The sequence below is a fragment of the Parvibaculum sp. genome (assembly GCF_039973015.1).
In the GTDB taxonomy this organism is placed as follows: domain Bacteria; phylum Pseudomonadota; class Alphaproteobacteria; order Parvibaculales; family Parvibaculaceae; genus Parvibaculum.
This window is the reverse complement of record NZ_JBDWLT010000012.1, coordinates 186,832-207,991: the sequence shown is the minus strand read 5'-3', so window position 1 is coordinate 207,991 and position 21,160 is coordinate 186,832. Positions and strand designations below refer to the sequence as shown.

Here is a 21,160-nt window from a genome sequence, read left to right as displayed (position 1 = left end):
ACGTCCACCCTCACGCCCCTAACCGCCCTGAAGGACGCGTGTCTGAATGCGTCCGAACAGCATGGCAAAGATGGGAAAGACCGCCACGGTAACCGCCATGTGCCGGGCAACAGAGCCCGGCGGCACGAAGATACCGTGAATGATGGAGACGATAACCCAGGCAAGGGAGCCTGCGAAGACAGCCGTCGCGAGGAACCCGATCCAAAACGCCGAAAATGGCGCGTTCACGAGCAGCATGCGCTGACTGATCACAACCGCATAAGTGACGACATAGACCAACGCCCATAGACCGATAGCACCGCCCGAAATGAGATCGAACATCAGACCAACGGCAAGCACCGCGACAGGCGGGAACATTTCCGGCTTCACAACGGCCCAGTAATAGATCGCCATGAGCGGGAAGGCGGGGGTGAGAGGCGACCCAACGACGCGCCCCAGCGGCACAAAAGCGAGAAGGACACAGGCAAGCCCCATCGCGAAAGGCATCACCGTCATCACGATGCGCCCTGCACGGGCCGCAGGCGTCGGGGAATATGGTTCGAGTTTCGCCATATGCGTCACTCTCTCGCCGCTTGCGCGGCAGGAGCCGCAGGGGCTGCCTCGCCGGTTTCGGCGCCCTCGCCTTCGGCCGGTCCGTCCAGAACTTCCGGAGGATCCTGACGCTTCACCTTCGAGGGAAACTCGTATTGCAGCACCCGCACAAAATCGAGGCGTCCGCGATCTGAAAAAGTTTGCACACGGAGCTCTCCCGAGCTCGTCTGGATGACGAGGCCAACGGGCAGCCCCGGCGGAATAAGTCCGCCGTCGCCCGAGGTAACGACACGATCCCCCGGCGATATCGCGCTCTGTGAGGCAAGGTATTCGAGCTTTGGCCATTTCGTGTTGTCGCCCGCCAGCACCGCCTTGTAGTGCGCGGGTTCGATGACAACGGGAACACGGCTGTTCAGGTCGGTCAGCAGAAGTACACGGCTTGCCTTTGGCCCCGTAGAAACGAGGCGCCCGATAATACCGTCCGTATCGACGACAGCCTGACCGCTCTTCGCACCCTTTTCCGCACCGACATTGACGAGAACAGTATCGACAAAAGGACCGCCGGAGTCGCTGACAACGCGCCCGCTCGCATAGTTGATGGCGGGATCGATCTGTACATTGAGCAAGGCTTCGTAGCGGGCGAGCTTGGCCTGCAGCTTTTGTGCTTCTTCCTTCCACGCGAGAAGCCGCGCGTTCTCGGCGCGCAGCCTCTCGTTTTCGTCAAATACATAGGCATATTCGTCGGTACGCTCGATGACACGACGCGTAGCGGCCACTGGACGAGAGGCAACTTCGAGCAAGGGTGCCGCAAGATCGGTTACGACCTGGCGCGCGCGGTCGAAGACATAGGTCTCGGCGCGACCGAGCAACAGCAACGCCGCCGCCAGCGTAAGCATGAAGACGAGCGAAATCCGGTGAGAAAATTCACGAAAGGGCAGCGTTGAACGATTCGGGTCCATGACGACTACTGCTCTCTACTGCGGCCCGTCCGCTCCTGCCCAATGCTCCCTGTGAGGGAGCCCTTTCTGCCTGCGCCTAGTATACGGACGACAGGACGTGCTTCATCGTCCTGATGTGTTCGAGCGCCTTGCCTGTCCCCAGCGCGACGCAGGAAAGCGCATCATCCGCAATGCTGACGGGCAAGCCCGTCTCGTCACGCAGCACCTGATCGAGATTGGTGAGCAGCGCGCCGCCGCCTGTAAGCACGATGCCCTTGTCGACGATGTCCGCGGCAAGTTCCGGCGGCGTCGCTTCGAGCGCGACCTTCACGGCCTCGACGATAGCGCCTACCGGTTCGGCAAGGCTTTCGGCAATCTGCTTCTGTCCGATCGCGATTTCCTTCGGCACACCATTCATCAGATCGCGCCCCTTGATCTCGATGGTCATGCCATCGCCATCGGCAGGAATGGCAGCTGAGCCGACTTCCTTCTTGATGCGCTCCGCACTCGCTTCACCAACGAGAAGGTTATGATGACGACGGATATAAGCGATGATCGCCTCGTCCATCTTGTCGCCGCCAACACGCACCGAACGCGCATAGACAATGCCGCCAAGCGACAGCACTGCAACTTCTGTTGTGCCGCCGCCAATATCGACAACCATGGAACCTGTCGGCTCGGTGACCGGCAGACCGGCGCCGATTGCGGCGGCCATCGGTTCTTCGATGAGATAGACACGGCGCGCACCGGCCGAGAGCGCCGATTCCTGAATGGCGCGGCGTTCGACAGCCGTCGACCCCGAGGGCACGCAAACGATGATCTGCGGATTCGCAAAGGAACGCCGGTTATGCACCTTGCGGATAAAGTGCTTGATCATCTCTTCGGCGATTTCGAAGTCCGCGATGACGCCATCGCGCATCGGCCGGATCGCCTGGATATTCCCGGGCGTACGTCCGAGCATCATCTTTGCTTCTTCACCGACAGCGAGAACCTGCTTCTTGCCGCCTTTTTCAATGATGGCGACGACCGACGGCTCGTTCAGAACGATTCCCCGTCCCTTCACATAGACCAGGGTGTTCGCCGTGCCGAGATCGATTGCCATATCGGCGGAGAACATGCCGAGCAGACCGGAAAGCATGTTTGTTCTATTCCTTTGACAGAGCGCCGCCAAAAACGACGAGCGTTCCGGCGGCAGTTAAGAATGCGCCACGCGAAGTGGCTTTTTTGTTAAGGCGCGTCAGGAAACCGTCCACAGGCGCATATGAAGGCGGGAAGGCCGCTTGCCCCTCATTGTTTTCCTGACGGCACAACAACCGCTTAATCCCCGCTACCGGTTGCCGGATAAACTCTACTGATTCTCAGCATACGAACGACCTGCGACGAAACTGAGGCAAATCCAGCTCCCGGCCCGCCATATGCGCTGCTCTTGTCTGGACTGCAAATCCCATCGCCTGTCCTGCAAACCACGAAACAGAATAATGCGGGCGTTGCCCCGAAGACCCCGGCAAGGGCTCTCAAGGATAACGCAGCGCTAACCATAGCGGCCGGGGAACTAAAGGCGCGTTAAAGCTGTCCGATCCCGCATCAGCACAAGATTTTTACGCTGAAACCTCGCGCAATGGCAATGGGCTGAACTGAATTTCAACGGGTTTTCAATGGTTTGGGCGAGATTGCGGCATGAGCTCCCGCACCTCGTGATCGCGCCCCTCAAGCCGCGAGCGGTGCCGCTTAACTGCATCCACCACGAATTCCATAACGGCGCGGACATGCGCAAGCTGCGCGAGGTCGTTGCGCGTCAGCAGCCACATCTCAAGCGAGCCGAGCGTGTCCGGTCCGAAGACGCGCTGAAGCCCGGCTTCGAGGTCACCCACCATGCAAGGCAAGGCCGTGAGGCCGAGATCTTGCCGCGCCGCTTCCGCACGCGCCAGAACACTCGACGAGCGAAGCGTGATTCGCGCCGATTTCTCGGCGCGCGAGAACCACCAGACAGGTCCGAGCGGTGTTTCCGCGCGCGGGAAGCCGACCAGGTCGTGCCCTGCGATATCCTGCATCTGAAGGGGTTCCCCACGCTCTTCGAGATAGGCCGGAGAGGCATAGAGCCCGTAGGCCATATCGCCGAGCTTGCGCATCAGCATGTCGCCCTGCGTGGGGCGCGCGAGACGGAGCGCGATATCCACATCTTTCAACGGATTGCCGATCTTCGGCGCCTGCCCGACGGCCGCAAGCCGCGGATCCGTAAGGATTTCCAGCTCCAGACCGGGATGTTCCTTGCGGAAGGCGGGAAATTCAACGGCCAGCAGAAAGGCGGCAATGGTCTCTCCGGCGGCAAGCCGGACCGCCCCCTCCGCCCCCTCGCCAGCAGCCGCAAAATCCCTCGGAAGCGCAGAAAGCCGCCGATCTACGGGCTCCAGCGCCTCCACAAGCTTCTCGCCCGCCGCAGTCAGGCGATAGCCGGTCCGCTCGCGTTCGAAAAGGCGCGCGCCGAGATCGTCCTCAAGGGAGGCCACGCGGCGCAGGACGGTCGTCGTGTTGACGCCAAGCTGCTGGCCCGCCCCTGAAAGACTGCCAGCCCCGGCCACAGCCAGAAAAAAGCGCAAATCGTCCCAGTTCATAGCGTGTCCTGACTCCGGCAGAGATCGACGGCTCGCAGGATAGCGACGGGCCCCGTGCTTTTAAATGCGAAAACGCAACATATGATTTGCGAAATTGGGCGGGGATAAACTCGTGAGCCTGCGGGGATAAATTCAGCCGCTTGCGGGGATAAACCCGTCCGACTGTCACACTAACGTAACAAAACCGTCACATAAGCCCCGTAGGCGATGAGAAGGAGCAGCGCCTCCACCCGCCCGATCCGCGCGCCGGTCCATGCGAAGACCATGAAGAGGATCGAGGCCGCCCCCATGACCCAGATATCGAAGGACGCGATATCCGCAGGTATCGGCACCGGTTTCACGGCAGCGACGACACCGGCAATGCCGAGCACGTTGAAGATGTTGGAGCCGACCACATTGCCGATGGCGATGTCCGCCTTGCGTCGAAAGGCGGCGAGGACGGAGGTCGCAAGCTCCGGCAGCGAGGTGCCGATGGCAACGACGGTGAGCCCGACCACGGAATCGGAAATGCCGAAATTCGTCGCGATCTCGACGGCGGCATCGACGAGCAGCGAAGCGCCGACGACAAGCGCAACAAGACCGCCAATAGCCATTGCGGCCTCGATGACGAGGCTCATGGCCCGGCCCCCCTTGAGGAACTCGGCCTCGGCGGCATGGAGCACCCCCGCCCCGTCCTGCCCCTTCTTGTCGGCGCGATAGGTGTAGACGAGATAAAGCGCGAGAACGGCGAGGAAGACAAAGCCCGCAGCGCGCGACAGCTCGCCCGTCAGGCAGACGGCGATCATCGCGGCGGCGGCAAGAAGCATCATCACACCATCGCGCTTCAAGGCGCTGCGGTCGCAGAGCAGCGGAAAGATGAGGCCGGACGCGCCGAGGATCAGGAGAAGATTGGCGATGTTCGAGCCGACGACATTGCCGACGGCAATGCCCGGATAGCCCTCGAAGGCGCCTTGCAGGCTTGCAACGAGTTCCGGCGAGGATGTGCCGAAACCGACAAGGGTGAGGCCGATCAGAAAGGGAGAAACGCCGATACGGGTGGCGAGTGCCGCCGCACCCTTGACCAGAAATTCCGCACCGCCGAGCAGCAGCAAGAGTCCGACAACGAGAAAAAGATAGGTCAATTCTTGCTTCCTCAACCGGCGCCCCGACACGGGAAAGCCAACATGGCCGAAGAGATGGAGCACGCGCAACAGGGTTGCCAGAGGACGGAAGCCGGAAAGTGAGATTTATTTTGTACCGGAAACAGGTTCGACGCTGTCGGCGGCCCGCTTCGCGACTTTACGCGCCTCGTCGGTGTCCCGGGCGCGGGCCAGCGCGACACCCATGCGGCGGCGCTCGAAGGATTCGGGCTTGCCGAAAAGACGGATATCCGTGCCCGGAAGCGCAAGCGCCTTTTCGACGCCCTCGAAGGCGATGCCCTGCTCTTCCAGCCCGCCATATATGACGGCGGAAGCACCCGGCGAGATCATGTCGACGGTGACGGGCAGGCCGAGAATGGCGCGGGCATGAAGCGCGAACTCGCTCTGATATTGCGTAATGAGCGTGACAAGCCCCGTATCATGCGGACGGGGGCTGACTTCGGAGAACCAGACCTCGTCGCCTTTGACGAAAAGCTCGACGCCGAAAATACCGCATCCGCCAAGCGCGGCGGTGACGCGGCCCGCAATGTCGCGCGACGCGGCCAGCGCCTTCTCGCTCATCGCCTGGGGCTGCCAGCTCTCGACATAGTCGCCCTTGACCTGCCGATGGCCGACAGGCGCGCAGAATTGCGTTTCGATTTCACCGCTTGCGCCCTTTGCCCGAACGGTCAGCTGCGTGATCTCGTAGTCGAAATCGATCAGCCCCTCGACGATGATGCGCGGGTTTTCGACGCGCCCGCCCGCCATCGCATAATCCCAGGCGGGCTGAATGTCGTCCGGTCCTTTCAGAAAGCTCTGCCCCTTGCCGGAAGACGACATGACGGGCTTCACGAAACAGGGGAAACCGATGCCGCCCTCAATGGCCGCCTTCAGTTCCGCCGCCGTGGAGGCAAAGGCATAAGGCGAAGTCCTGAGACCAAGTTCCTCGGCCGCGAGACAGCGAATGCCCTCGCGGTTCATGGTGAGCTGCGTCGCGCGTGCGGTCGGGATGACTTCCGCGAGCCCGTCCGCCTCGATGCGCGCGAGTTCGTCCGTCGCGATGGCCTCGATCTCCGGCACGATGAGATGGGGCCGCTCCTTCTCCACCAGCGCGCGAAGCGCCTTTGCATCCGTCATGGCAATGACGTGCGAACGGTGGGCCACCTGATGCGCGGGCGCGTTCTCGTAGCGGTCGACCGCGATCACCTCGACACCGAGCCGCTGCAGCTCGATCGCGACTTCCTTGCCGAGTTCTCCCGAGCCCAGAAGCATGACGCGGAACGCGGATGGAGAAAGCGGTGTGCCGATGCGCATGGAGCCTCCGAAGGTTGGATGGAGGCGGGTTTAGCACATCGGGTGGGAGACCGGAACGGAGCCCGGCCTGACGTCAGCGATGAAATGTCATGGTTTCGCCGATTGGCGCCTTGTCGAGCGGAAATGTGTTCACCGGATTGTCCGGTTCGGGATAGCCGAAAGAAATGCCGAACAGCATCTTCAAGGAGGGATCGATGCCGAGAGTCTCATGGACAGTGCCGGCAAAGAGGCTGAGCAGCGTCTGCGGTATGCCTGCGAGCCCGTGCGCCGCCAGCGAAAGCAGGAAGGTTTGGCCATACATGCCGACGTCGCCGGCCACGCGCACGGTTTCGTAAACTGGCGCCATAAAAAGCAGGCAGACATGCGGCGCGCCGAAGAACTCCAGGTTGCGCAGGATGGCGAAGCGGCGTTGTTCGGCTGCATCGCGCGAGATACCGGCCGCCTGAAAATAGGCGGCTCCCTGCGCCTGCTGGCGCTCCTTGTAGACACCATAGAGATCGTCATAGCTGAAAGGGACATCGGGCGTCATCCGCTCCTCTGCCGCTGCGTCGAGCATCGCCTTGCTGAGCCTGTCGCGCGTCGCCCCGGAGGCGATATGGACCACCCAAGGCTGGATATTGGAGTTGGAGGGCGCATATCGCGCATCGTCGGCCACAGCCTGAATCAAGGCGTCTGGCACCCGATCCGGAAGGAAGCTGCGCGCCGATCTGCGGCGACGAACGACCTCGTGAAACGGCATTGCATGCTGCATCTTGCTCGCCTCCGCTTTGAGCCTCATCATCGACCGGATCACTGCCTTCCGATGACACGAAAATATATCTAGTGCACTAGATATAAGCGCGCAAGAGAATAAACGATGCCCAAATCCGCCGGCCGGACGCTTCCCGATGTGGACAAGCAGCTTTCCTTCGCCCTTTACGGCGCAGCCAATCGTCTCGTGCGGATGCACAAGCCCTTTCTCGATCCGCTTGGGCTTACCTTCCCTCAGTATCTCGTGATGCTGGAGCTTCTCGGCTCCGGCCCGCGCTCGGTCGGCGAACTGGGAACGAAACTCGGCATGGATACCGGGACGATCACGCCGCTGGTCAAGCGCCTGGAACAGAGCGGCTTCGTCTCCCGGCGCCGTGACACCAAGGACGAGCGGCGGGTCCTCGTGGATCTGACGTCTTCGGGCCAGGCCATGCGCGAGCGAATCCGGGTGGTGCCGGACCGGATCAAGACCGCCTGCCAGATTCCCGACGAGAGAGCCGATGAGCTTCGCGATGTGTTGAACGGCATCGGCCGTTCGGACGACGACTGAGGCACATTGGATGGAGAGCAGGAACGTCGCCGGGATTTCGAACGGTTGTTCGAGACCCACCCTCCCCCCACCTTGTTCGCTTTAGCGGACAAGCCGCCAAAGTGGGGAGGGTCGAAATTTGCGAGCATAAGCGAATTTCGGGGAGGGGTCGCAAGCTCACTACAACCGGCCCGTTCGCTGTTCGCCCACCTTACCCCTCCCCAAACGGGCTACGCCCGTTTGACCCTCCCACAGGGGGAGGGTGGTCCAGATGGCTTGCGCCGTGATGGACATCAGTCTTGCGTTCTTCCTCTCCACCTGATAACAATTGAACAGTTGTTCAATTGAATGGATTGATATGAGCGCCGTTCCGAAAGCCGCCGCCCTCAAAAACCCCGGCAAGGCCCCTGCCCCCGCGCTGCGCGAGGACAAGACCTATGAACTGGCCGACATGTTCAAGATGCTGGGCGACCCGAGCAGACTTCGTATCGTGATCGCAACGCTGGAGGGGCCGGTTTCCGTGAGCGATATCGCGGAGCGGCTTGGTCTCTCCGTCTCGCTGGTAAGCCACCACCTCCGGCTCCTGCGCGCGGCGCGGCTCGTCACCGCCGACCGGCGCGGCAAGCAGATCTTCTACATGATCCACGACCAGCATGTGGCGCATGTCATTTCCGACATGATCGCGCATGTGAACGAGGACGCGGAATGAACCCGGCGGAAGCAGCCCCTGAACATCTCCACCCACCCGCCCTTGGGGGCGGGTCGAAATTTGCAAGCGAAAGCGCAGCAAATTTCGGGGCGGGGGAGTCTGTCTTCGGCGTATTGCCCCCGCCCCAAACCACTTGCAGTGGTTTGACCCTCCCCGAGGGGAGGGTGGGAAGAGAAGACAAACCGGCCGGACATGCCGAGGTCCACTGACATGACTGCAGATCACCATCAGCACAATCATTCGCACGGTTCCCACTCGCATGGTGTGCATTCGCATGGAATGGGCAATGAGCGGCGCGTGATGTTCGCCATGTGGCTGACAGGCGGCTTCATGTTCCTCGAAGCGGCGGGCGGCATCTTTTCCGGTTCGCTCGCGCTCATCGCCGATGCGGGCCACATGCTGACCGATACGGGCGCGCTGATGCTCGCCTTCATCGCGACAAAGCTGGCGCGCCGGCCAGCCGATGAGGCCCGCTCCTACGGCTATGCGCGCGCTGAAATTCTCGCCGCCTTCGCAAACGGTATCGTGATGATCGGCGTCGTCGCCTGGATCGCGGTGGAAGCCGTGGGCCGCATCATGGAGCCATCCCCTGTGATGGGCGCGCCCATGCTCGCGATTGCGGCGGCGGGGCTTCTCGTCAACATCATCGCCTTCAAGCTTCTGCATGGCGGAGAGGACAGCCTCAACATGCGCGGCGCGGCGCTGCACGTCATGGGCGACATGCTGGGCTCCGTCGCTGCGATTGCCGCTGCCCTCATCATCATGACGACGGGTTACACGATCGCCGATCCGATCCTCTCCGTGCTTGTGGCGCTGCTGATCCTGCGCAGCGCCATCGGCATCACGCGTGAAAGCGCCCATATATTGATGGAGGGAACGCCAGAGGGCGCGGACGGCGCAAAAATCGCCGACGACCTTCTCGGCAATGTCGGCGGGGTGTGCAACGTGCATCACGTTCATGCGTGGTCGCTCGGCACGGGACGCGCGGTAGCGACGCTTCACGCGCAGCTCACCCCCGGCACCGATGCGGACAAGGCGCTCGGCGAGATCAAGGCGCGCCTTGCCGAGAAATTCGGCATCGGCCATGCGACCGTGCAGATCGAGCTGGAGGGCTGCCCGGACAGCAGTGATATGCACGCTGCCGGGCACAGGCATTAGCCGTCATCAATCTCTCTTCCCTTGAGGGCGGGACGGTTTTACCCATTTCTCCCCGGCTCCCTTCTTTCCAAAAATTCACCCCCTTTTCATGCTGCAATGCGGTATCATGAACTCAACAGGGCAAGGGCGGCACATGGCTTACACCATCGACAGCTGGGGCGATTTTCGCGACGACGAGACGCAATCGCGCGAGCCGGGCTGGCTTTCACGCCTTGGCGAGCTTCGCGTTTTCGCCGAACTGGGCGCGCTGGCGCCCGCTCTTCCCGCACTCCTCTCCGCGCCGCATGGCGACGGGCATGCCGTTCTCGTGCTGCCCGGCGTACTGACGGGCGATGAATCGACCTTCGTCATCCGCCGCTATCTCGAAGAACTCGGCTATGTCGCCCATCCCTGGAAGCAAGGCCACAACTGGGGCCCGAGCCGGGCGCTGCACGAGAAGCTGCGCGTCCGCCTGGGCGAGCTTCACGAGCGCTACGGGCGGCGTATCAGCATTGTCGGCTGGAGCCTTGGCGGCATTTTCGCGCGCGAGCTGGCCCGGGAAATGCCGCAAGCGGTGCGCCAGGTGGTGACGCTGGGGAGCCCCTTCGGCTCGGACCTGTCGGTGGACGGCAGCCGCAAGCCCGACGCCGCCGCGCGACGCCGCGTCCCCCCGCCCGTTCCCTGCACCTCGATCTATTCAAAGAGCGACGGCATCGTCTCATGGGAGGCCTGCCGCGAAGAGCCCTCGGACCAGACCGAAAATATCGAGGTTCCCGCGACCCATCTCGGCATGATCGTGAACCCGCTCGTGCTCTGGGCGGTGGCCGACCGCCTCGCACAGCCGGAAGGCGAATGGTCGCCTTTCGACCGCGACGGCTGGCACGGGATGCTTTACGGCTGACAGGCGGCCGGTTCTGCCTCGTGCGCCAATATGTCCGAGACCCCCTGCTTCCGCCGGGATGACATCGGTGGTGTAGTCTTCCTTAAAACAAGAAGGCAGGAGGGACGCACCATGAGCCTGACGGCGGAACAAAAACAAATCATCGAAACATCGATCGAACGCGTGGCGGAAGTCGGAGGCGACCCGGCGGACCGCGTTTATGCGCGGCTCTTTGCCGAGGAACCGGACATGGAGCCGCTCTTCATTCTCGACAGGGATGGCAGCGCGAAGGGGCACATGCTGGCCGAAGCGCTCGACTGCGTGTTCGACCTGCTGGGCGCCCGCATCTATGCGCGCACGCTCATCCAGAGCGAACTCACCAACCATTCGGGCTTCGGCGTACCGCCCGCCGTCTTCGCGACATTCTTCCGTACCGTGAAGGAAACATTCAGCGAGATCATGGGCGCGGAGTGGAGCGCGGAAACGGACGCCGCATGGGAAGCCCTGCTCGACGAGATCGATGTCTTCATCGAGGAACAGGCGAAGAAATACGGGATGGAGGTCTAGGCGCGGGACGCCGCTGCCCTGTCTTCGCCCAGGCCCTTGACGCCCGCAATCCTCGCCGCCTCCGTGAAGCCGATGCGGGGCGAGGAAAGCACAGGCGCCGAAAGTTCGCCCGCGAGGCGGGCGGCAGGCGCCATCGACGCCTGCGCGAGTACCAGCAGATCGACCTCGCGCGCGGCTTCGCCCAGCCGCCCGGCAATGCCTTCGTGATAATCGTCAAGGCGGCCTTCGCGAAAGGCGGCCCAGACATCATCGAAAAGGAATTCGCGGATCTCGACATCGCGGCCAGCCCGCGCGGCCGAGTTTTCGATGAGCGCGCGCGTGGGCTGAAGCGTCGGACGAAGCGCGGCGCAAATGCCGATGCGCGTTCCCTCGCGCACCGCACGATCCGCCATCGGCCGGTCGATGCGCATGACCGGGATTTCGGCCTCGCCCGCCGCCTGTTCGGCTTCCGCGCCCAATGTCGAGCAGGTGCAGACGACGACGCGCGCCCCGCCCTCGGCCAGCGCCAGCAGCGCCTCCTGCGTCTTCAGCGAAATCGCAGGCGTGATGCCGCCTGCCTTTTCGGTGGCGGCGAGAAGGTCTTCGCGCACGACATGAGTGAGCCGCAGGCCCGGCGCGATTTCATCACGCAGGCGCTCGAAACTTTCGATATGGAGCGCCGCCGTATGCAGGAAGGCGATGGCGGCGCCGTGACGGGCAAATGATGGAGGCATGAGACCTCTCCCCAAAAGAAAAGGCCCCCCGCGCGATCTGCGCGGGGGGGCCATGGTACGAAGGGCTGTTCGCGAGATCGCGTCAGTTCTTGTCCTTGTCTACGAGTTTGTTCGCCGAAATCCACGGCATCATCTCGCGAAGGCGCGCACCGACTTCTTCAATCGGATGCGCTGCGGCATGGGCGCGTGTCGCCTTGAAGCTCGTCTGGTTGACCTTGTTTTCGAGCATCCAGTCGCGCGTGAACTTGCCGGACTGAATGTCGTTCAGCACGCGCTTCATCTCGGCCTTGGTTTCGGACGTGATGATGCGCGGGCCCGTGACGTATTCGCCATACTCGGCCGTGTTCGAGATCGAGTAGTTCATGTTGGCGATGCCGCCTTCATAGATGAGGTCGACGATCAGCTTCACTTCGTGCAGGCATTCGAAATAGGCCATCTCCGGCGCATAGCCCGCTTCCGTCAGCGTTTCGAAACCGGCGCGGATAAGCTCGACCAGACCGCCGCAAAGCACGACCTGCTCGCCGAAAAGGTCCGTCTCGCATTCCTCGCGGAACGTGGTCTCGATGATGCCGGCGCGGCCGCCGCCATTGGCCGACGCGTAGGAAAGGCCGACGTCATGGGCGTTGCCCGTCGCGTCCTGATGGACGGCGATGAGGGACGGCACGCCGCCGCCGCGCTTGTATTCCGAACGCACCGTGTGGCCGGGGCCCTTCGGCGCGACCATGAGGACGTCGATGTCCTTGCGCGGCTCGATCAGATTGAAATGGATGTTGAGGCCATGCGCGAAGAGAAGCGCAGCGCCCGGCTTCATGTTGTCGTGGAGGTCCGCATAATAGATGTCGGCCTGAAGCTCGTCCGGCGTCAGCATCATGAGGACGTCGGCCCACTTCGCCGCTTCGGCGACGGTCATGACCTTGAGGCCCTCGCCTTCCGCCTTCTTGGCGGTGGCCGAACCGGCACGCAGCGCCACAGCGACTTCCTTCACGCCGCTATCGCGCAGGTTCAGCGCATGGGCATGGCCCTGGCTGCCATAGCCGATGATGGCAACTTTCTTGCCCTTGATCAGGTTCACGTCCGCGTCGCGGTCGTAATAAACGCGCATGGCTTCTATTCCTTCGGTTCGTCTTTAAATCACATCGCCTCGGGACCGCGGGCGATTGCCACCACGCCTGTCCGCGAAACGTCAACCAGTCCGAGCGGGCGCATCAGCCCGATGAAAGCGTCGATCTTGTCCGGCGCACCCGTCACCTCGAAGACGAAGGAGGAATGCGTCGTATCGATCACGCGGGCGCGGAAGGCGTCCGACAGACGCAGCGCCTCGACGCGCTTCTCGCCCGTGCCCGCAACCTTGATGAGCGCCATTTCGCGCTCGACCGCATTGGCCTCGACCGTGAGGTCGATCACCCGGTGAACGGGCACCAGCCGGTCGAGCTGCGCCTTGATCTGCTCGATCACCATCGGCGTACCGGTGGTGACGACCGTGATGCGCGAGGTGTGCTCGCCCTGGTCCACCTCGGCAACGGTGAGGCTCTCGATATTGTAGCCCCGCCCCGAAAAGAGCCCGATCACGCGCGCAAGGACGCCCGCCTCGTTGTCCACGAGCACGGAAATCGTGTGCCGCTCGATTGTGTCGTCCTTTTTCATGCGCGTCTCTGTAGTGGCAATGGGGGCCGGGGGGAAGCTCTTTTTCAGGGGCTCCGGCCCTCAGACCAGCATCTTTCCTTCTTCCGACACACTTGCCCCTTCCGGGTCGTCGCCCAGGATCATCTCGTTATGGGCGGCGCCCGACGGGATCATCGGGTAGCAATTCTCCATCTGGTCGACCCGGCAGTCGAAAATGACGGGGCCCGGCGTCTCGATCATGGTCTTGATGGCCGCATCGAGCTCGGAGGGCTTTTCGGCCCGGATACCCGTGGCGCCATAGGCCTCGGCCAGCTTCACGAAATCGGGCAGCGAGTCCGAATAGGAGTGGGAATAGCGGCCCTCATGGAGGAGCTGCTGCCACTGGCGGACCATGCCCATATATTCATTGTTCAGGATGAAGACCTTGACCGGCAGCATGAACTGAACGGCGGTCGACATTTCCTGCATGTTCATCAGGATCGAGGCTTCGCCCGCAATATCGACGACGAGCGCGTCCGGGTGCGCGATCTGCGCCCCGATGGCGGCGGGCAGCCCGTAGCCCATCGTGCCGAGGCCGCCAGACGTCATCCAGCGGTTCGGATCGTCGAAATGGAAGTGCTGCGCCGCCCACATCTGGTGCTGGCCGACTTCCGTCGTGACATAGACCTCGCGGCCCTTCGTCATCTCATAAAGACGCTGGATCGCCTGCTGCGGCTTGATGACATCGTCATTCGTCTTGTAGGCGAGCGACTTGCGGTCGCGCCACAGGTCGATCTGCTTCCACCAGTCGGCAAGCGCGGCCTTGTCGGGACGGCGCGCCTTCGACTTCCAGATGCGCAGCATGTCTTCGAGCACATGGGCGCAATCGCCGATGATGGGAACATCGACGCGGACATTCTTGTTGATCGAAGAGGCGTCGATATCGACATGGATCTTCTTCGAATTCGGCGCGAAGGCGTCGAGACGGCCTGTCACGCGGTCATCGAAACGCGCACCGATATTGATGAGGACGTCGCAATCATGCATGGCGTTGTTGGCTTCGTATGTGCCATGCATGCCGAGCATACCGAGCCACTGCTTGTCGGAGGCAGGATAAGCGCCGAGGCCCATCAGCGTGGAGGTGATCGGATAACCGGTGAGGCGAACGAGTTCGCGCAGCAGCTGGCTTGCGACCGGACCTGAATTGATGATGCCACCGCCCGTGTAGAACATGGGCTTCTTGGCGTTCGCGATCAGTTCGACCGCCTGCTTGATCTTCTCGATATCGCCCTTCACGACCGGACGGTAGGTGCGGTGCGTGATATGCGGCGAGACGGTGTATTCCGCCGTCTGGAACTGGATGTCCTTCGGAATGTCGATGACGACAGGACCGGGGCGGCCATGCGTGGCGACGTAGAATGCCTCATGCATGACGCGCGCAAGCTCCGGCACGGACTTCACGAGCCAGTTATGCTTGGTGCAATGCCGCGTGATGCCGACCGTATCCGCTTCCTGGAAAGCATCCGAACCGATGAGATGCGTCGCGACCTGCCCCGTCAGGCAGACGATCGGGATCGAATCCATCAAGGCGTCGGTGAGGCCGGTGATCGCATTGGTCGCGCCGGGACCGGAGGTGACGAGAACGACACCGGGCTTGCCCGTCGAGCGCGCATAGCCTTCGGCGGCATGAACGGCGCCCTGCTCGTGGCGGACGAGAATGTGGCGGATCTTGTTCTGCTGGAAAAGCGCGTCATAGATCGGGAGAACGGCACCGCCCGGATAACCGAAAATCGTGTCCACGCCCTGATCGACCAGCGCCTTGATGACGATTTCCGCGCCTGTCAGTTCCTGAGCCGCCATTGTTCCGGTCCTTCTACGCCTCCCGCCTGCGGGAGACAAAAACAACAAAGCGGCCCGCGCGAGCCCCGGATTTCCGGGCATTTTCCGCGCATTGCCGCCGAAAGTGCGCGCAACCTAGCCGCGCATCAGGACCGGGTCAACCCCAAATCGTCAATAAATGACAAGGTTTCAGCAGCAAGACTTTCCGAATCTTGCGCAAAAAAGGCATTCCACGAAATCATTTGCGTCCTGAACCAGGTTTCCTGCCGTTTTGCATAGGCCCGGCTTTCCCTTTTTCCCGCTTCCGAAGCCTCCGCCAGCGAAATCTCTCCCGCGAGATGCCGGATGAGAGGACGCAGTCCCAGTGCCTTCATGGCCGGAAGCGCGGGGTCCAGATCGAGGGCAGCCATACCCCTCGCCTCTTCAAGCGCGCCTTCAGCCAGCATGAGATCGAAGCGGCGGTCGATCCGCTCGCGAAGCCATTGCCGCTCCGGCGTCAGCACGATCCGCGCGAAATCACCGGTGACGAGAGGCACTGGCGGTTCCTTCTGCCAGGCGGAAAGCGGGCGGCCCGTGGCGCGGAAAACCTCGATCCCCCGCGCAATTCGCTGCTTGTCGGAGGGACGGATCGTCTCGGCAAGCACGGGATCGGCCTCGGCCAGCAGCGCATGGGCGTGGGGGCCGGCCTCTGCGACATCGGCCCGCGCCGCTTCGCGAATATCGGCGGGGATTTGCGGGATGGGAGAAAGCCCCTCGACCAGCGCCCGGAAATAGAGACCGGTGCCGCCCACAAGGATTGGCAGGCGGCCGCGCGCGGCAATTTCCTGCATGGCTTGCGCCGCGCGCGCCGCCCAGCGCCCCGCCGAAAGCGGCTGACCGGCAGCGACCACCCCGTAAAGGTGATGGGGCACACGGGCCTCCTCCGCCTCGGACGGCCGCGCCGTCAGCACCCGCATCTCGCGGTAAACCTGCATGGAATCGGCATTCACGACCTCGCCGCCGAGCTTTTCGGCAAGCAAGAGTGCCAGCGCCGACTTGCCGCTGGCGGTTGGCCCTGCAATAAGGACGGCTCTGCCCACAGGCTCACTCAAGAAAAGGCTCCGATCCGGTTTTCGTGATGAAATATGTCCTGACCCTGATAGGCAACAAAGCAACGCCGCTTTCAAGCACGCATCTGGACGCAGGCGCGAGCGCCCTTTCTGCGCTGGGTGCCGCGCCCGGCGCAACCGTCTGGCTCGCCGAGGACCACGCCTGCGATATTCCCTTCGATGGCGACCCGGCCAAGGCCGAAGCCGCGGCGCGCGCCGCGCTTGAAGGCGCGACGATAGATATTTCCGCGCAGCCCGCCGAAGGCCGCCGCAAGAAACTTCTCGTCGCGGACATGGATTCCACCATCATCGAGCAGGAATGCATCGACGAGCTGGCCGCCGAGCTCGGGCTAAAGCCGCAAATCTCCGAGATCACGGAACGCGCCATGCGCGGCGAGATCGGCTTCGAACCCGCCCTGCGCGAGCGCGTCGGGCTGCTGAAAGGGCTTGCCGTTTCCGCGCTCGAAAAAGTCTATCGCGAACGCATTACCGAAATGCCGGGCGGACGCGCACTCACCGCGACCATGCGCGCAAACGGCGCGGCCTGCGCGCTCGTCTCCGGCGGCTTTACCTTCTTCACGGCCCGCGTTGCGCAAGCGGTCGGCTTCGACACCAACCAGGCAAACGAGTTGCTGTTCGAGAATGATGCGCTGACAGGCGTGGTGCAGGAACCGATCCTGGGGCGGCAGGCAAAGCTCGACGCCTTGCTGGCGCTGCGCGAAAAGCACGGCTTGCAGAAACACGAAACGCTGGCTGTGGGCGACGGCGCGAACGACCTTGCCATGATCGGGGAAGCGGGACTGGGCGTTGCCTATCACGCCAAGCCCGTGGTCGCGGAAGCGGCGGGCGCGCGCATCGACCATGGCGACCTGACGGCACTTCTTTATTTGCAGGGATACAGGCGGGACGAAATCAAGGGCGCCTGAGCCGGAACCTACTCGCCGCCCAGCCGCAACGCGATAAAACGAATGTCGCCGCCTGCCGAGATGCGGAGCAGGATGGAGCTTCGACCGCCCTTTTCCTCGGACTTGACGATCCGCTCGACATCTTCCGGTGTCTCGACCGCACGCTGCGCCACTTCCACGATGACATCGCCCGGACGGACGCCTTTTTCCACGGCGGCGCTCAATGGATCGACATCGGTGACGAGCACACCATTCGTCTCTTCGGTAACACCGAAACGGCGGCGAAGATCTTCATTGAGTTCGGAAAGGCTGAGACCGAGAACAACGGTCGCCTTTGGCTGCGGCGTTTCGTCGGGCGCGACCGAGGCCACCTTCTCTTCCTCATCCGCGAGCCGCGCGACTTCTATCTTGCGTGTCAGCGTTTCACCGTCACGGAAGAGCTGGATGCTCGCCGTCGAACCGATGGCCGCTTCGGCGACGACGCGCGGCAGGTCGCGCATGGCGGAGATGGTGCGCCCGTCGAAGGCGAGAACGATGTCGCCCGTTTCGATGCCGGCCGCCGCCGCCGGCCCGCCGGGGCTGACACCGGCGACAAGTGCGCCGCGCGCAACGCCAAGGCCGAGACTTTCCGCAATTTCCGGTGTGACGGACTGAATGCGCACACCGATCCAGCCGCGCCGGGCCTCGCCATATTTCAGTATCTGCTCGACCACGGGGCGGACCGTGCTGGCGGGCACAGCAAAGCCGATGCCGACGGAAGAGCCGGAGGGCGAGATGATCGCCGAATTGACGCCGACGACGCGGCCTTCCATGTCGAAAAGCGGACCGCCGGAATTGCCGCGATTGATGGCGGCGTCCGTCTGGATGAAGTCATCGTAATTGCCGGCGTGAATGTCGCGATTGAGCGCGGAGACGATACCCGCCGTCACCGTGCCGCCAAGGCCGAAAGGATTGCCGATGGCGACGACCCAGTCGCCGACGCGAATACGCTCGCTGTCGCCGAGATCGACATAAGGCAATTCCTTGTCGGTCCTGATTTCGAGGACGGCGAGGTCCGTCTTCGGGTCCACGCCCTTTACGGTGGCGGGAAGCGTCGTGCCATCGGTGAAGGTGACCTCGATCTTGTCCGCACCGTCAATGACGTGATTGTTCGTGACGACGATGCCCTTCGGATCGATGAGAAAGCCCGAGCCGAGAGACTGCACACGCTGCGGGCGCGCATCCTGCTGCTGCTCAAGAAATTCGTCGAAGAATTCGTTCAGGGGCGAATCTTCCGGCACACCGGGAATGGCCATCGCGCCGGGATCAAGCACCTGGGATGTCGAGATATTGACGACGGCGGGCGAAAGCCGTTCCGCCAGATCGGCGAAGCTGTCGGGGGCGCCTCGCGCGGAAGCCGGAGAGGCCCCGAAAAGGAAAGAGGAAAACCCGAGAAAGACCGCGAAAAGCGCCGCCGCGAAGCCTGCAATGAAATCCTGCCGCGTTCTGGCCTCACGTCTCGTCGCGATCATCTATGCGCACTCCCCTTGTCCCGCCCCGGAAGACTTCGCGGGGTCCGGCCCATTTTCAGCCCGATTATGGACGAATTGAGGCACCCGCCGCCCGGCGCGCCTCAGCCGCGGATAAGCCAGACCACGAAAACGCCGACGGCAAGCGCCATCAGGCCACCCATACGGATGGCCTGCTCCGGCATCCCGGATACGGAAATGAGCGCGCGGCGCATCGGCCCCGGAAAGGCGGCATAGAGCACACCTTCGATAACGAGTGCGAGACCGACGGCCGTCAGGAGGTCGCTCACGGCATTCGCGCCGTCAGCGACCGCCGCTCTCGGCGCCGAAGTAGCGGAAGAACTCGCCCTTCGGCTCCACGATCATGGTCGTGTTCTCGCCCTTCATGCTCTTCTTGTAGGCTTCCATCGAACGATAGAAGGCGAAGAAGTCCGCATCTTGCGAATAGGCGGCGGCATAGATCTCGTTGCGCTTCGCATCGCCCTCGCCTCGCGCGATCTGGGCGTCGCGTTCGGCTTCGGCGATGGCGACGGTCACTTCGCGGTCGGCACGGCTTCGGATGCGCTGCGCCTGCTCGTTACCTTGCGCACGGATTTCCGCCGCTTCGCGCTCACGCTCGGTCTGCATGCGCTGGAAGATGGCCTGGCTGTTCTGCTCCGGCAAATCGGCACGGCGAATACGCACATCGACGACCTCGATACCGAACTGCTGAGCGGCCTGGTTGAAAGCCGTCTGGATTTTCTTCATCAGACCGGCGCGGTTGTCGCGCACAAGTTCTTCCAGCGTGTGATCGCCCAGTACGTTACGCAGCGATGACACGAAGTTCGGCTTCAGCCGGTCTTCGGCGTTACGCGGGTTGCCGATCGACTGATAGAAGCGCAGCGAGTCCACGATCTTGTAGCGCGCGAAAGCATCCACCACGAGCCGCTTGCGGTCCTTGGCGATGATTTCTTCGGGCGGCGCGTTGAGATTGAGGATGCGCTTGTCGATATAGATGACGTTCTGAACGACGGGAAGCTTCCAGTGCAGCCCCGGCTCCGTAACGACGGCGCGCGGATCGCCGAACTGCAGCACGATCGCCTGCTGCGTCATGCTGACGGTGAAGGCGGAAAGATAGAGGACGACAGCCACGACAACCGCGACGACGCCCGCTCCGATTGCGACGGATCTGTTCATCAGCGGCCTCCATTCGTGGACTGATTGCCATTCGAGCCGGCGGCGGAAGACGATGTCCCGCTTGCTTTCGGCTTGAGTTCATTGAGCGGCAGATAAGGCAGGACGTTCTGCCCGCCCGCGCCGTTCGTCACCACGATCTTGTTCAGGTCGGCGAACACTTCCTGCATGGTTTCGAGATAGATGCGGCGGCGTGTGACGTCTTCCGCTTTCCTGTATTCGTTGTAGATCGAGAGGAAGCGCTTCGCATCGCCTTCGGCTTCCGCGACGATCTGCTCGCGATAGGCTTCGGCGGCCTGCGTGATCTTCGCCGCTTCGCCTCGGGCGCGCGGGATGACCGTATTCGCATAGGTCTCGGCCTGATTGCGCAACCGCTCCTGGTCGGCGCGCGCAGCCTGCACGTCACGGAAGGCATCGAGCACCTGTCCGGGCGGATCGACCTTCTGAAGTTTCACTTCGGTGATGTCGATACCGGCGCCGTATTCGTCGAGCGTTTTCTGCAGACCGATACGCACCTGCTCCTGCACTTCATTACGACCGGTCGTCTGCAACACTTCGATTTCCGAGGAACCGACCGCCTCACGCATCATGCTTTCGGCAACGGCCTTAACGGCGAGTTCCGGGTTCTCCACGTTAAAGAGGAAATCGGACGCCTGCTCGGCCTTGATGCGCCACTGCACGGAGAAACTGATATCGACGATGTTCTCATCGCCCGTCAGCATCAGGCTTTCTTCGGGCACGCTGATCGGCGAACCGCCGGAAGAGCGCATGCCGATATCGATGCTGGTGATGTTCGTGACCGCCGGCGTCATCACGGTTTCGACCGGATAGGGAAACTTGAAATGCAGACCCGGCTGAACGGTACGCACGAGTTCGCCGAAGCGCAGCACGATGCCCTTCTCGTTCGCGTTGACGCGGAAAAACGAGGTGAAGGCGAGAATGCCGATGATGGCCACGAGAATCAGAAGGATGGGACCGCGCGCACCGCCGGAGCCCTGACCTGCGCCATTACCCGCACCACCGCCGCCGCCACCGAATACCTGACGGAATTTTTCCTGCCCGCGCCGGATCAGCTCGTCGAGATCCGGGGGCTGATTGCCGCCACCGCCCTGAGGGCCCTGCCCCCACGGCCCTCGGCCGCCGCCACCGCCGCCTCCCTGCCAGCCGCCGCCGCCACCGTTCTTGTTCTCCCAGGGCATCAAAAATCCTTTGATTGCGAAGTGATAGACAGGTTGGAAAGGCATATA

At 62.6% G+C, this 21,160-nt stretch carries 22 protein-coding genes; 6 read left to right on the top strand and 16 right to left on the bottom strand.

Translation table 11 applies throughout. The features are described 5' to 3' along the window. Window positions 1–18: 18 nt before the first annotated feature. The 7 genes from mreD to ABJO61_RS15405 form a co-directional block, all read right to left on the bottom strand. Complete coding sequence (gene mreD, locus ABJO61_RS15435; RefSeq protein WP_348322956.1) at window positions 19–552, bottom strand: rod shape-determining protein MreD; 534 nt, start codon at window positions 550–552, stop codon at window positions 19–21. 5 nt (window positions 553–557) lie between these two features. Beyond that, window positions 558–1,490: a rod shape-determining protein MreC gene (gene mreC / locus ABJO61_RS15430; RefSeq protein ID WP_348322955.1), complete on the bottom strand. Its 933-nt coding sequence runs from the start codon at window positions 1,488–1,490 to the stop codon at window positions 558–560. A 76-nt stretch (window positions 1,491–1,566) separates the two neighbouring features. Then, window positions 1,567–2,607, bottom strand: a complete 1,041-nt coding sequence (locus ABJO61_RS15425; RefSeq protein ID WP_293209534.1) for a rod shape-determining protein — start codon at window positions 2,605–2,607, stop codon at window positions 1,567–1,569. 514 nt (window positions 2,608–3,121) lie between these two features. Beyond that, entirely contained in the window at window positions 3,122–4,081 is a 960-nt protein-coding gene (locus ABJO61_RS15420) for a LysR family transcriptional regulator (protein WP_348322954.1), read from the bottom strand. A 170-nt stretch (window positions 4,082–4,251) separates the two neighbouring features. Next, window positions 4,252–5,202: a calcium/sodium antiporter gene (locus ABJO61_RS15415; RefSeq protein WP_348322953.1), complete on the bottom strand. Its 951-nt coding sequence runs from the start codon at window positions 5,200–5,202 to the stop codon at window positions 4,252–4,254. A 105-nt stretch (window positions 5,203–5,307) separates the two neighbouring features. Further along, the gene (gene purT, locus ABJO61_RS15410) at window positions 5,308–6,513 is read right to left on the bottom strand and encodes a formate-dependent phosphoribosylglycinamide formyltransferase (RefSeq protein ID WP_348322952.1); all 1,206 of its coding nucleotides are present in this window, start codon (window positions 6,511–6,513) and stop codon (window positions 5,308–5,310) included. A 73-nt stretch (window positions 6,514–6,586) separates the two neighbouring features. Further along, window positions 6,587–7,264 carry a nitroreductase gene (locus ABJO61_RS15405; protein WP_348322951.1) on the bottom strand — a complete coding sequence of 226 codons (678 nt, stop codon included), beginning with the start codon at window positions 7,262–7,264 and terminating at the stop codon, window positions 6,587–6,589. A gap of 105 nt (window positions 7,265–7,369) precedes the next feature. Here ABJO61_RS15405 and ABJO61_RS15400 point away from each other — a divergent pair, with 105 nt between their 5' ends. From ABJO61_RS15400 to ABJO61_RS15380, 5 genes are all read left to right on the top strand, one after another. Then, window positions 7,370–7,813, top strand: a complete 444-nt coding sequence (locus ABJO61_RS15400; protein WP_348322950.1) for a MarR family transcriptional regulator — start codon at window positions 7,370–7,372, stop codon at window positions 7,811–7,813. Between the two features lie 337 nt (window positions 7,814–8,150). Beyond that, window positions 8,151–8,501 carry a metalloregulator ArsR/SmtB family transcription factor gene (locus ABJO61_RS15395; RefSeq protein ID WP_348322949.1) on the top strand — a complete coding sequence of 117 codons (351 nt, stop codon included), beginning with the start codon at window positions 8,151–8,153 and terminating at the stop codon, window positions 8,499–8,501. Window positions 8,502–8,711: 210 nt separating this feature from the next. Continuing rightward, window positions 8,712–9,659: a cation diffusion facilitator family transporter gene (locus ABJO61_RS15390; RefSeq protein WP_348322948.1), complete on the top strand. Its 948-nt coding sequence runs from the start codon at window positions 8,712–8,714 to the stop codon at window positions 9,657–9,659. A 133-nt stretch (window positions 9,660–9,792) separates the two neighbouring features. Further along, entirely contained in the window at window positions 9,793–10,539 is a 747-nt protein-coding gene (locus ABJO61_RS15385; protein ID WP_348322947.1) for an alpha/beta hydrolase, read from the top strand. 111 nt (window positions 10,540–10,650) lie between these two features. Then, window positions 10,651–11,085: a globin gene (locus ABJO61_RS15380; RefSeq protein WP_348322946.1), complete on the top strand. Its 435-nt coding sequence runs from the start codon at window positions 10,651–10,653 to the stop codon at window positions 11,083–11,085. Here ABJO61_RS15380 and ABJO61_RS15375 read toward each other — a convergent pair. From ABJO61_RS15375 to miaA, 5 genes are all read right to left on the bottom strand, one after another. Continuing rightward, window positions 11,082–11,798: an aspartate/glutamate racemase family protein gene (locus ABJO61_RS15375; RefSeq protein WP_348322944.1), complete on the bottom strand. Its 717-nt coding sequence runs from the start codon at window positions 11,796–11,798 to the stop codon at window positions 11,082–11,084. The genes ABJO61_RS15380 and ABJO61_RS15375 overlap by 4 nt on opposite strands. A gap of 82 nt (window positions 11,799–11,880) precedes the next feature. Next, window positions 11,881–12,900 carry a ketol-acid reductoisomerase gene (ilvC, locus tag ABJO61_RS15370; protein ID WP_348322943.1) on the bottom strand — a complete coding sequence of 340 codons (1,020 nt, stop codon included), beginning with the start codon at window positions 12,898–12,900 and terminating at the stop codon, window positions 11,881–11,883. A gap of 29 nt (window positions 12,901–12,929) precedes the next feature. Beyond that, a complete protein-coding gene (ilvN, locus tag ABJO61_RS15365; RefSeq protein WP_348322941.1) occupies window positions 12,930–13,442 on the bottom strand; it encodes an acetolactate synthase small subunit in 513 nt (170 codons plus the stop codon). 60 nt (window positions 13,443–13,502) lie between these two features. Further along, window positions 13,503–15,260: an acetolactate synthase 3 large subunit gene (locus ABJO61_RS15360; protein WP_348322940.1), complete on the bottom strand. Its 1,758-nt coding sequence runs from the start codon at window positions 15,258–15,260 to the stop codon at window positions 13,503–13,505. A gap of 125 nt (window positions 15,261–15,385) precedes the next feature. Beyond that, window positions 15,386–16,330, bottom strand: coding sequence for a tRNA (adenosine(37)-N6)-dimethylallyltransferase MiaA (gene miaA, locus ABJO61_RS15355; protein ID WP_348322939.1), 945 nt, complete (start codon window positions 16,328–16,330; stop codon window positions 15,386–15,388). Window positions 16,331–16,356: 26 nt separating this feature from the next. On the opposite strand from miaA, the gene serB reads away from it, so the two are divergent. Then, window positions 16,357–17,253: a phosphoserine phosphatase SerB gene (serB, locus tag ABJO61_RS15350; protein WP_348322994.1), complete on the top strand. Its 897-nt coding sequence runs from the start codon at window positions 16,357–16,359 to the stop codon at window positions 17,251–17,253. 8 nt (window positions 17,254–17,261) lie between these two features. Here the strand turns inward: serB and ABJO61_RS15345 are convergent, their stop codons facing one another. The 4 genes from ABJO61_RS15345 to hflK all read right to left on the bottom strand — a co-directional run bounded on the left by ABJO61_RS15345 (window position 17,262) and on the right by hflK (window position 21,112). Further along, window positions 17,262–18,743 carry a DegQ family serine endoprotease gene (locus tag ABJO61_RS15345; protein WP_348322937.1) on the bottom strand — a complete coding sequence of 494 codons (1,482 nt, stop codon included), beginning with the start codon at window positions 18,741–18,743 and terminating at the stop codon, window positions 17,262–17,264. A 101-nt stretch (window positions 18,744–18,844) separates the two neighbouring features. Then, window positions 18,845–19,030 carry a DUF2065 domain-containing protein gene (locus ABJO61_RS15340; RefSeq protein WP_348322936.1) on the bottom strand — a complete coding sequence of 62 codons (186 nt, stop codon included), beginning with the start codon at window positions 19,028–19,030 and terminating at the stop codon, window positions 18,845–18,847. Between the two features lie 13 nt (window positions 19,031–19,043). Further along, window positions 19,044–19,916: a protease modulator HflC gene (gene hflC, locus ABJO61_RS15335; protein ID WP_348322935.1), complete on the bottom strand. Its 873-nt coding sequence runs from the start codon at window positions 19,914–19,916 to the stop codon at window positions 19,044–19,046. After that, window positions 19,916–21,112 (bottom strand): FtsH protease activity modulator HflK, encoded by a 1,197-nt coding sequence (hflK, locus tag ABJO61_RS15330; RefSeq protein WP_348322934.1) that lies wholly within the window; start codon window positions 21,110–21,112, stop codon window positions 19,916–19,918. The genes hflC and hflK overlap by 1 nt, the downstream gene beginning before the upstream one ends. Between the last annotated feature and the right edge of the window lie 48 nt (window positions 21,113–21,160).

What these genes read in the sequence shown, in the direction of transcription:
- ilvC (WP_348322943.1), bottom strand. Translation starts at nt 12,900, where the DNA reads ATGCGCGTTTATTACGACCGCGACGCGGACGTGAACCTGATCAAGGGC.
- ABJO61_RS15385 (WP_348322947.1), top strand. Translation starts at nt 9,793, where the DNA reads ATGGCTTACACCATCGACAGCTGGGGCGATTTTCGCGACGACGAGACG.
- serB (WP_348322994.1), top strand. Translation starts at nt 16,357, where the DNA reads ATGAAATATGTCCTGACCCTGATAGGCAACAAAGCAACGCCGCTTTCA.
- ABJO61_RS15375 (WP_348322944.1), bottom strand. Translation starts at nt 11,798, where the DNA reads ATGCCTCCATCATTTGCCCGTCACGGCGCCGCCATCGCCTTCCTGCAT.
- purT (WP_348322952.1), bottom strand. Translation starts at nt 6,513, where the DNA reads ATGCGCATCGGCACACCGCTTTCTCCATCCGCGTTCCGCGTCATGCTT.
- ABJO61_RS15400 (WP_348322950.1), top strand. Translation starts at nt 7,370, where the DNA reads ATGCCCAAATCCGCCGGCCGGACGCTTCCCGATGTGGACAAGCAGCTT.
- hflC (WP_348322935.1), bottom strand. Translation starts at nt 19,916, where the DNA reads ATGAACAGATCCGTCGCAATCGGAGCGGGCGTCGTCGCGGTTGTCGTG.
- ABJO61_RS15420 (WP_348322954.1), bottom strand. Translation starts at nt 4,081, where the DNA reads ATGAACTGGGACGATTTGCGCTTTTTTCTGGCTGTGGCCGGGGCTGGC.
- ABJO61_RS15405 (WP_348322951.1), bottom strand. Translation starts at nt 7,264, where the DNA reads ATGCAGCATGCAATGCCGTTTCACGAGGTCGTTCGTCGCCGCAGATCG.
- ilvN (WP_348322941.1), bottom strand. Translation starts at nt 13,442, where the DNA reads ATGAAAAAGGACGACACAATCGAGCGGCACACGATTTCCGTGCTCGTG.
- ABJO61_RS15390 (WP_348322948.1), top strand. Translation starts at nt 8,712, where the DNA reads ATGACTGCAGATCACCATCAGCACAATCATTCGCACGGTTCCCACTCG.
- mreD (WP_348322956.1), bottom strand. Translation starts at nt 552, where the DNA reads ATGGCGAAACTCGAACCATATTCCCCGACGCCTGCGGCCCGTGCAGGG.
- ABJO61_RS15360 (WP_348322940.1), bottom strand. Translation starts at nt 15,260, where the DNA reads ATGGCGGCTCAGGAACTGACAGGCGCGGAAATCGTCATCAAGGCGCTG.
- ABJO61_RS15380 (WP_348322946.1), top strand. Translation starts at nt 10,651, where the DNA reads ATGAGCCTGACGGCGGAACAAAAACAAATCATCGAAACATCGATCGAA.
- ABJO61_RS15345 (WP_348322937.1), bottom strand. Translation starts at nt 18,743, where the DNA reads ATGATCGCGACGAGACGTGAGGCCAGAACGCGGCAGGATTTCATTGCA.
- mreC (WP_348322955.1), bottom strand. Translation starts at nt 1,490, where the DNA reads ATGGACCCGAATCGTTCAACGCTGCCCTTTCGTGAATTTTCTCACCGG.
- ABJO61_RS15425 (WP_293209534.1), bottom strand. Translation starts at nt 2,607, where the DNA reads ATGCTTTCCGGTCTGCTCGGCATGTTCTCCGCCGATATGGCAATCGAT.
- ABJO61_RS15395 (WP_348322949.1), top strand. Translation starts at nt 8,151, where the DNA reads ATGAGCGCCGTTCCGAAAGCCGCCGCCCTCAAAAACCCCGGCAAGGCC.
- hflK (WP_348322934.1), bottom strand. Translation starts at nt 21,112, where the DNA reads ATGCCCTGGGAGAACAAGAACGGTGGCGGCGGCGGCTGGCAGGGAGGC.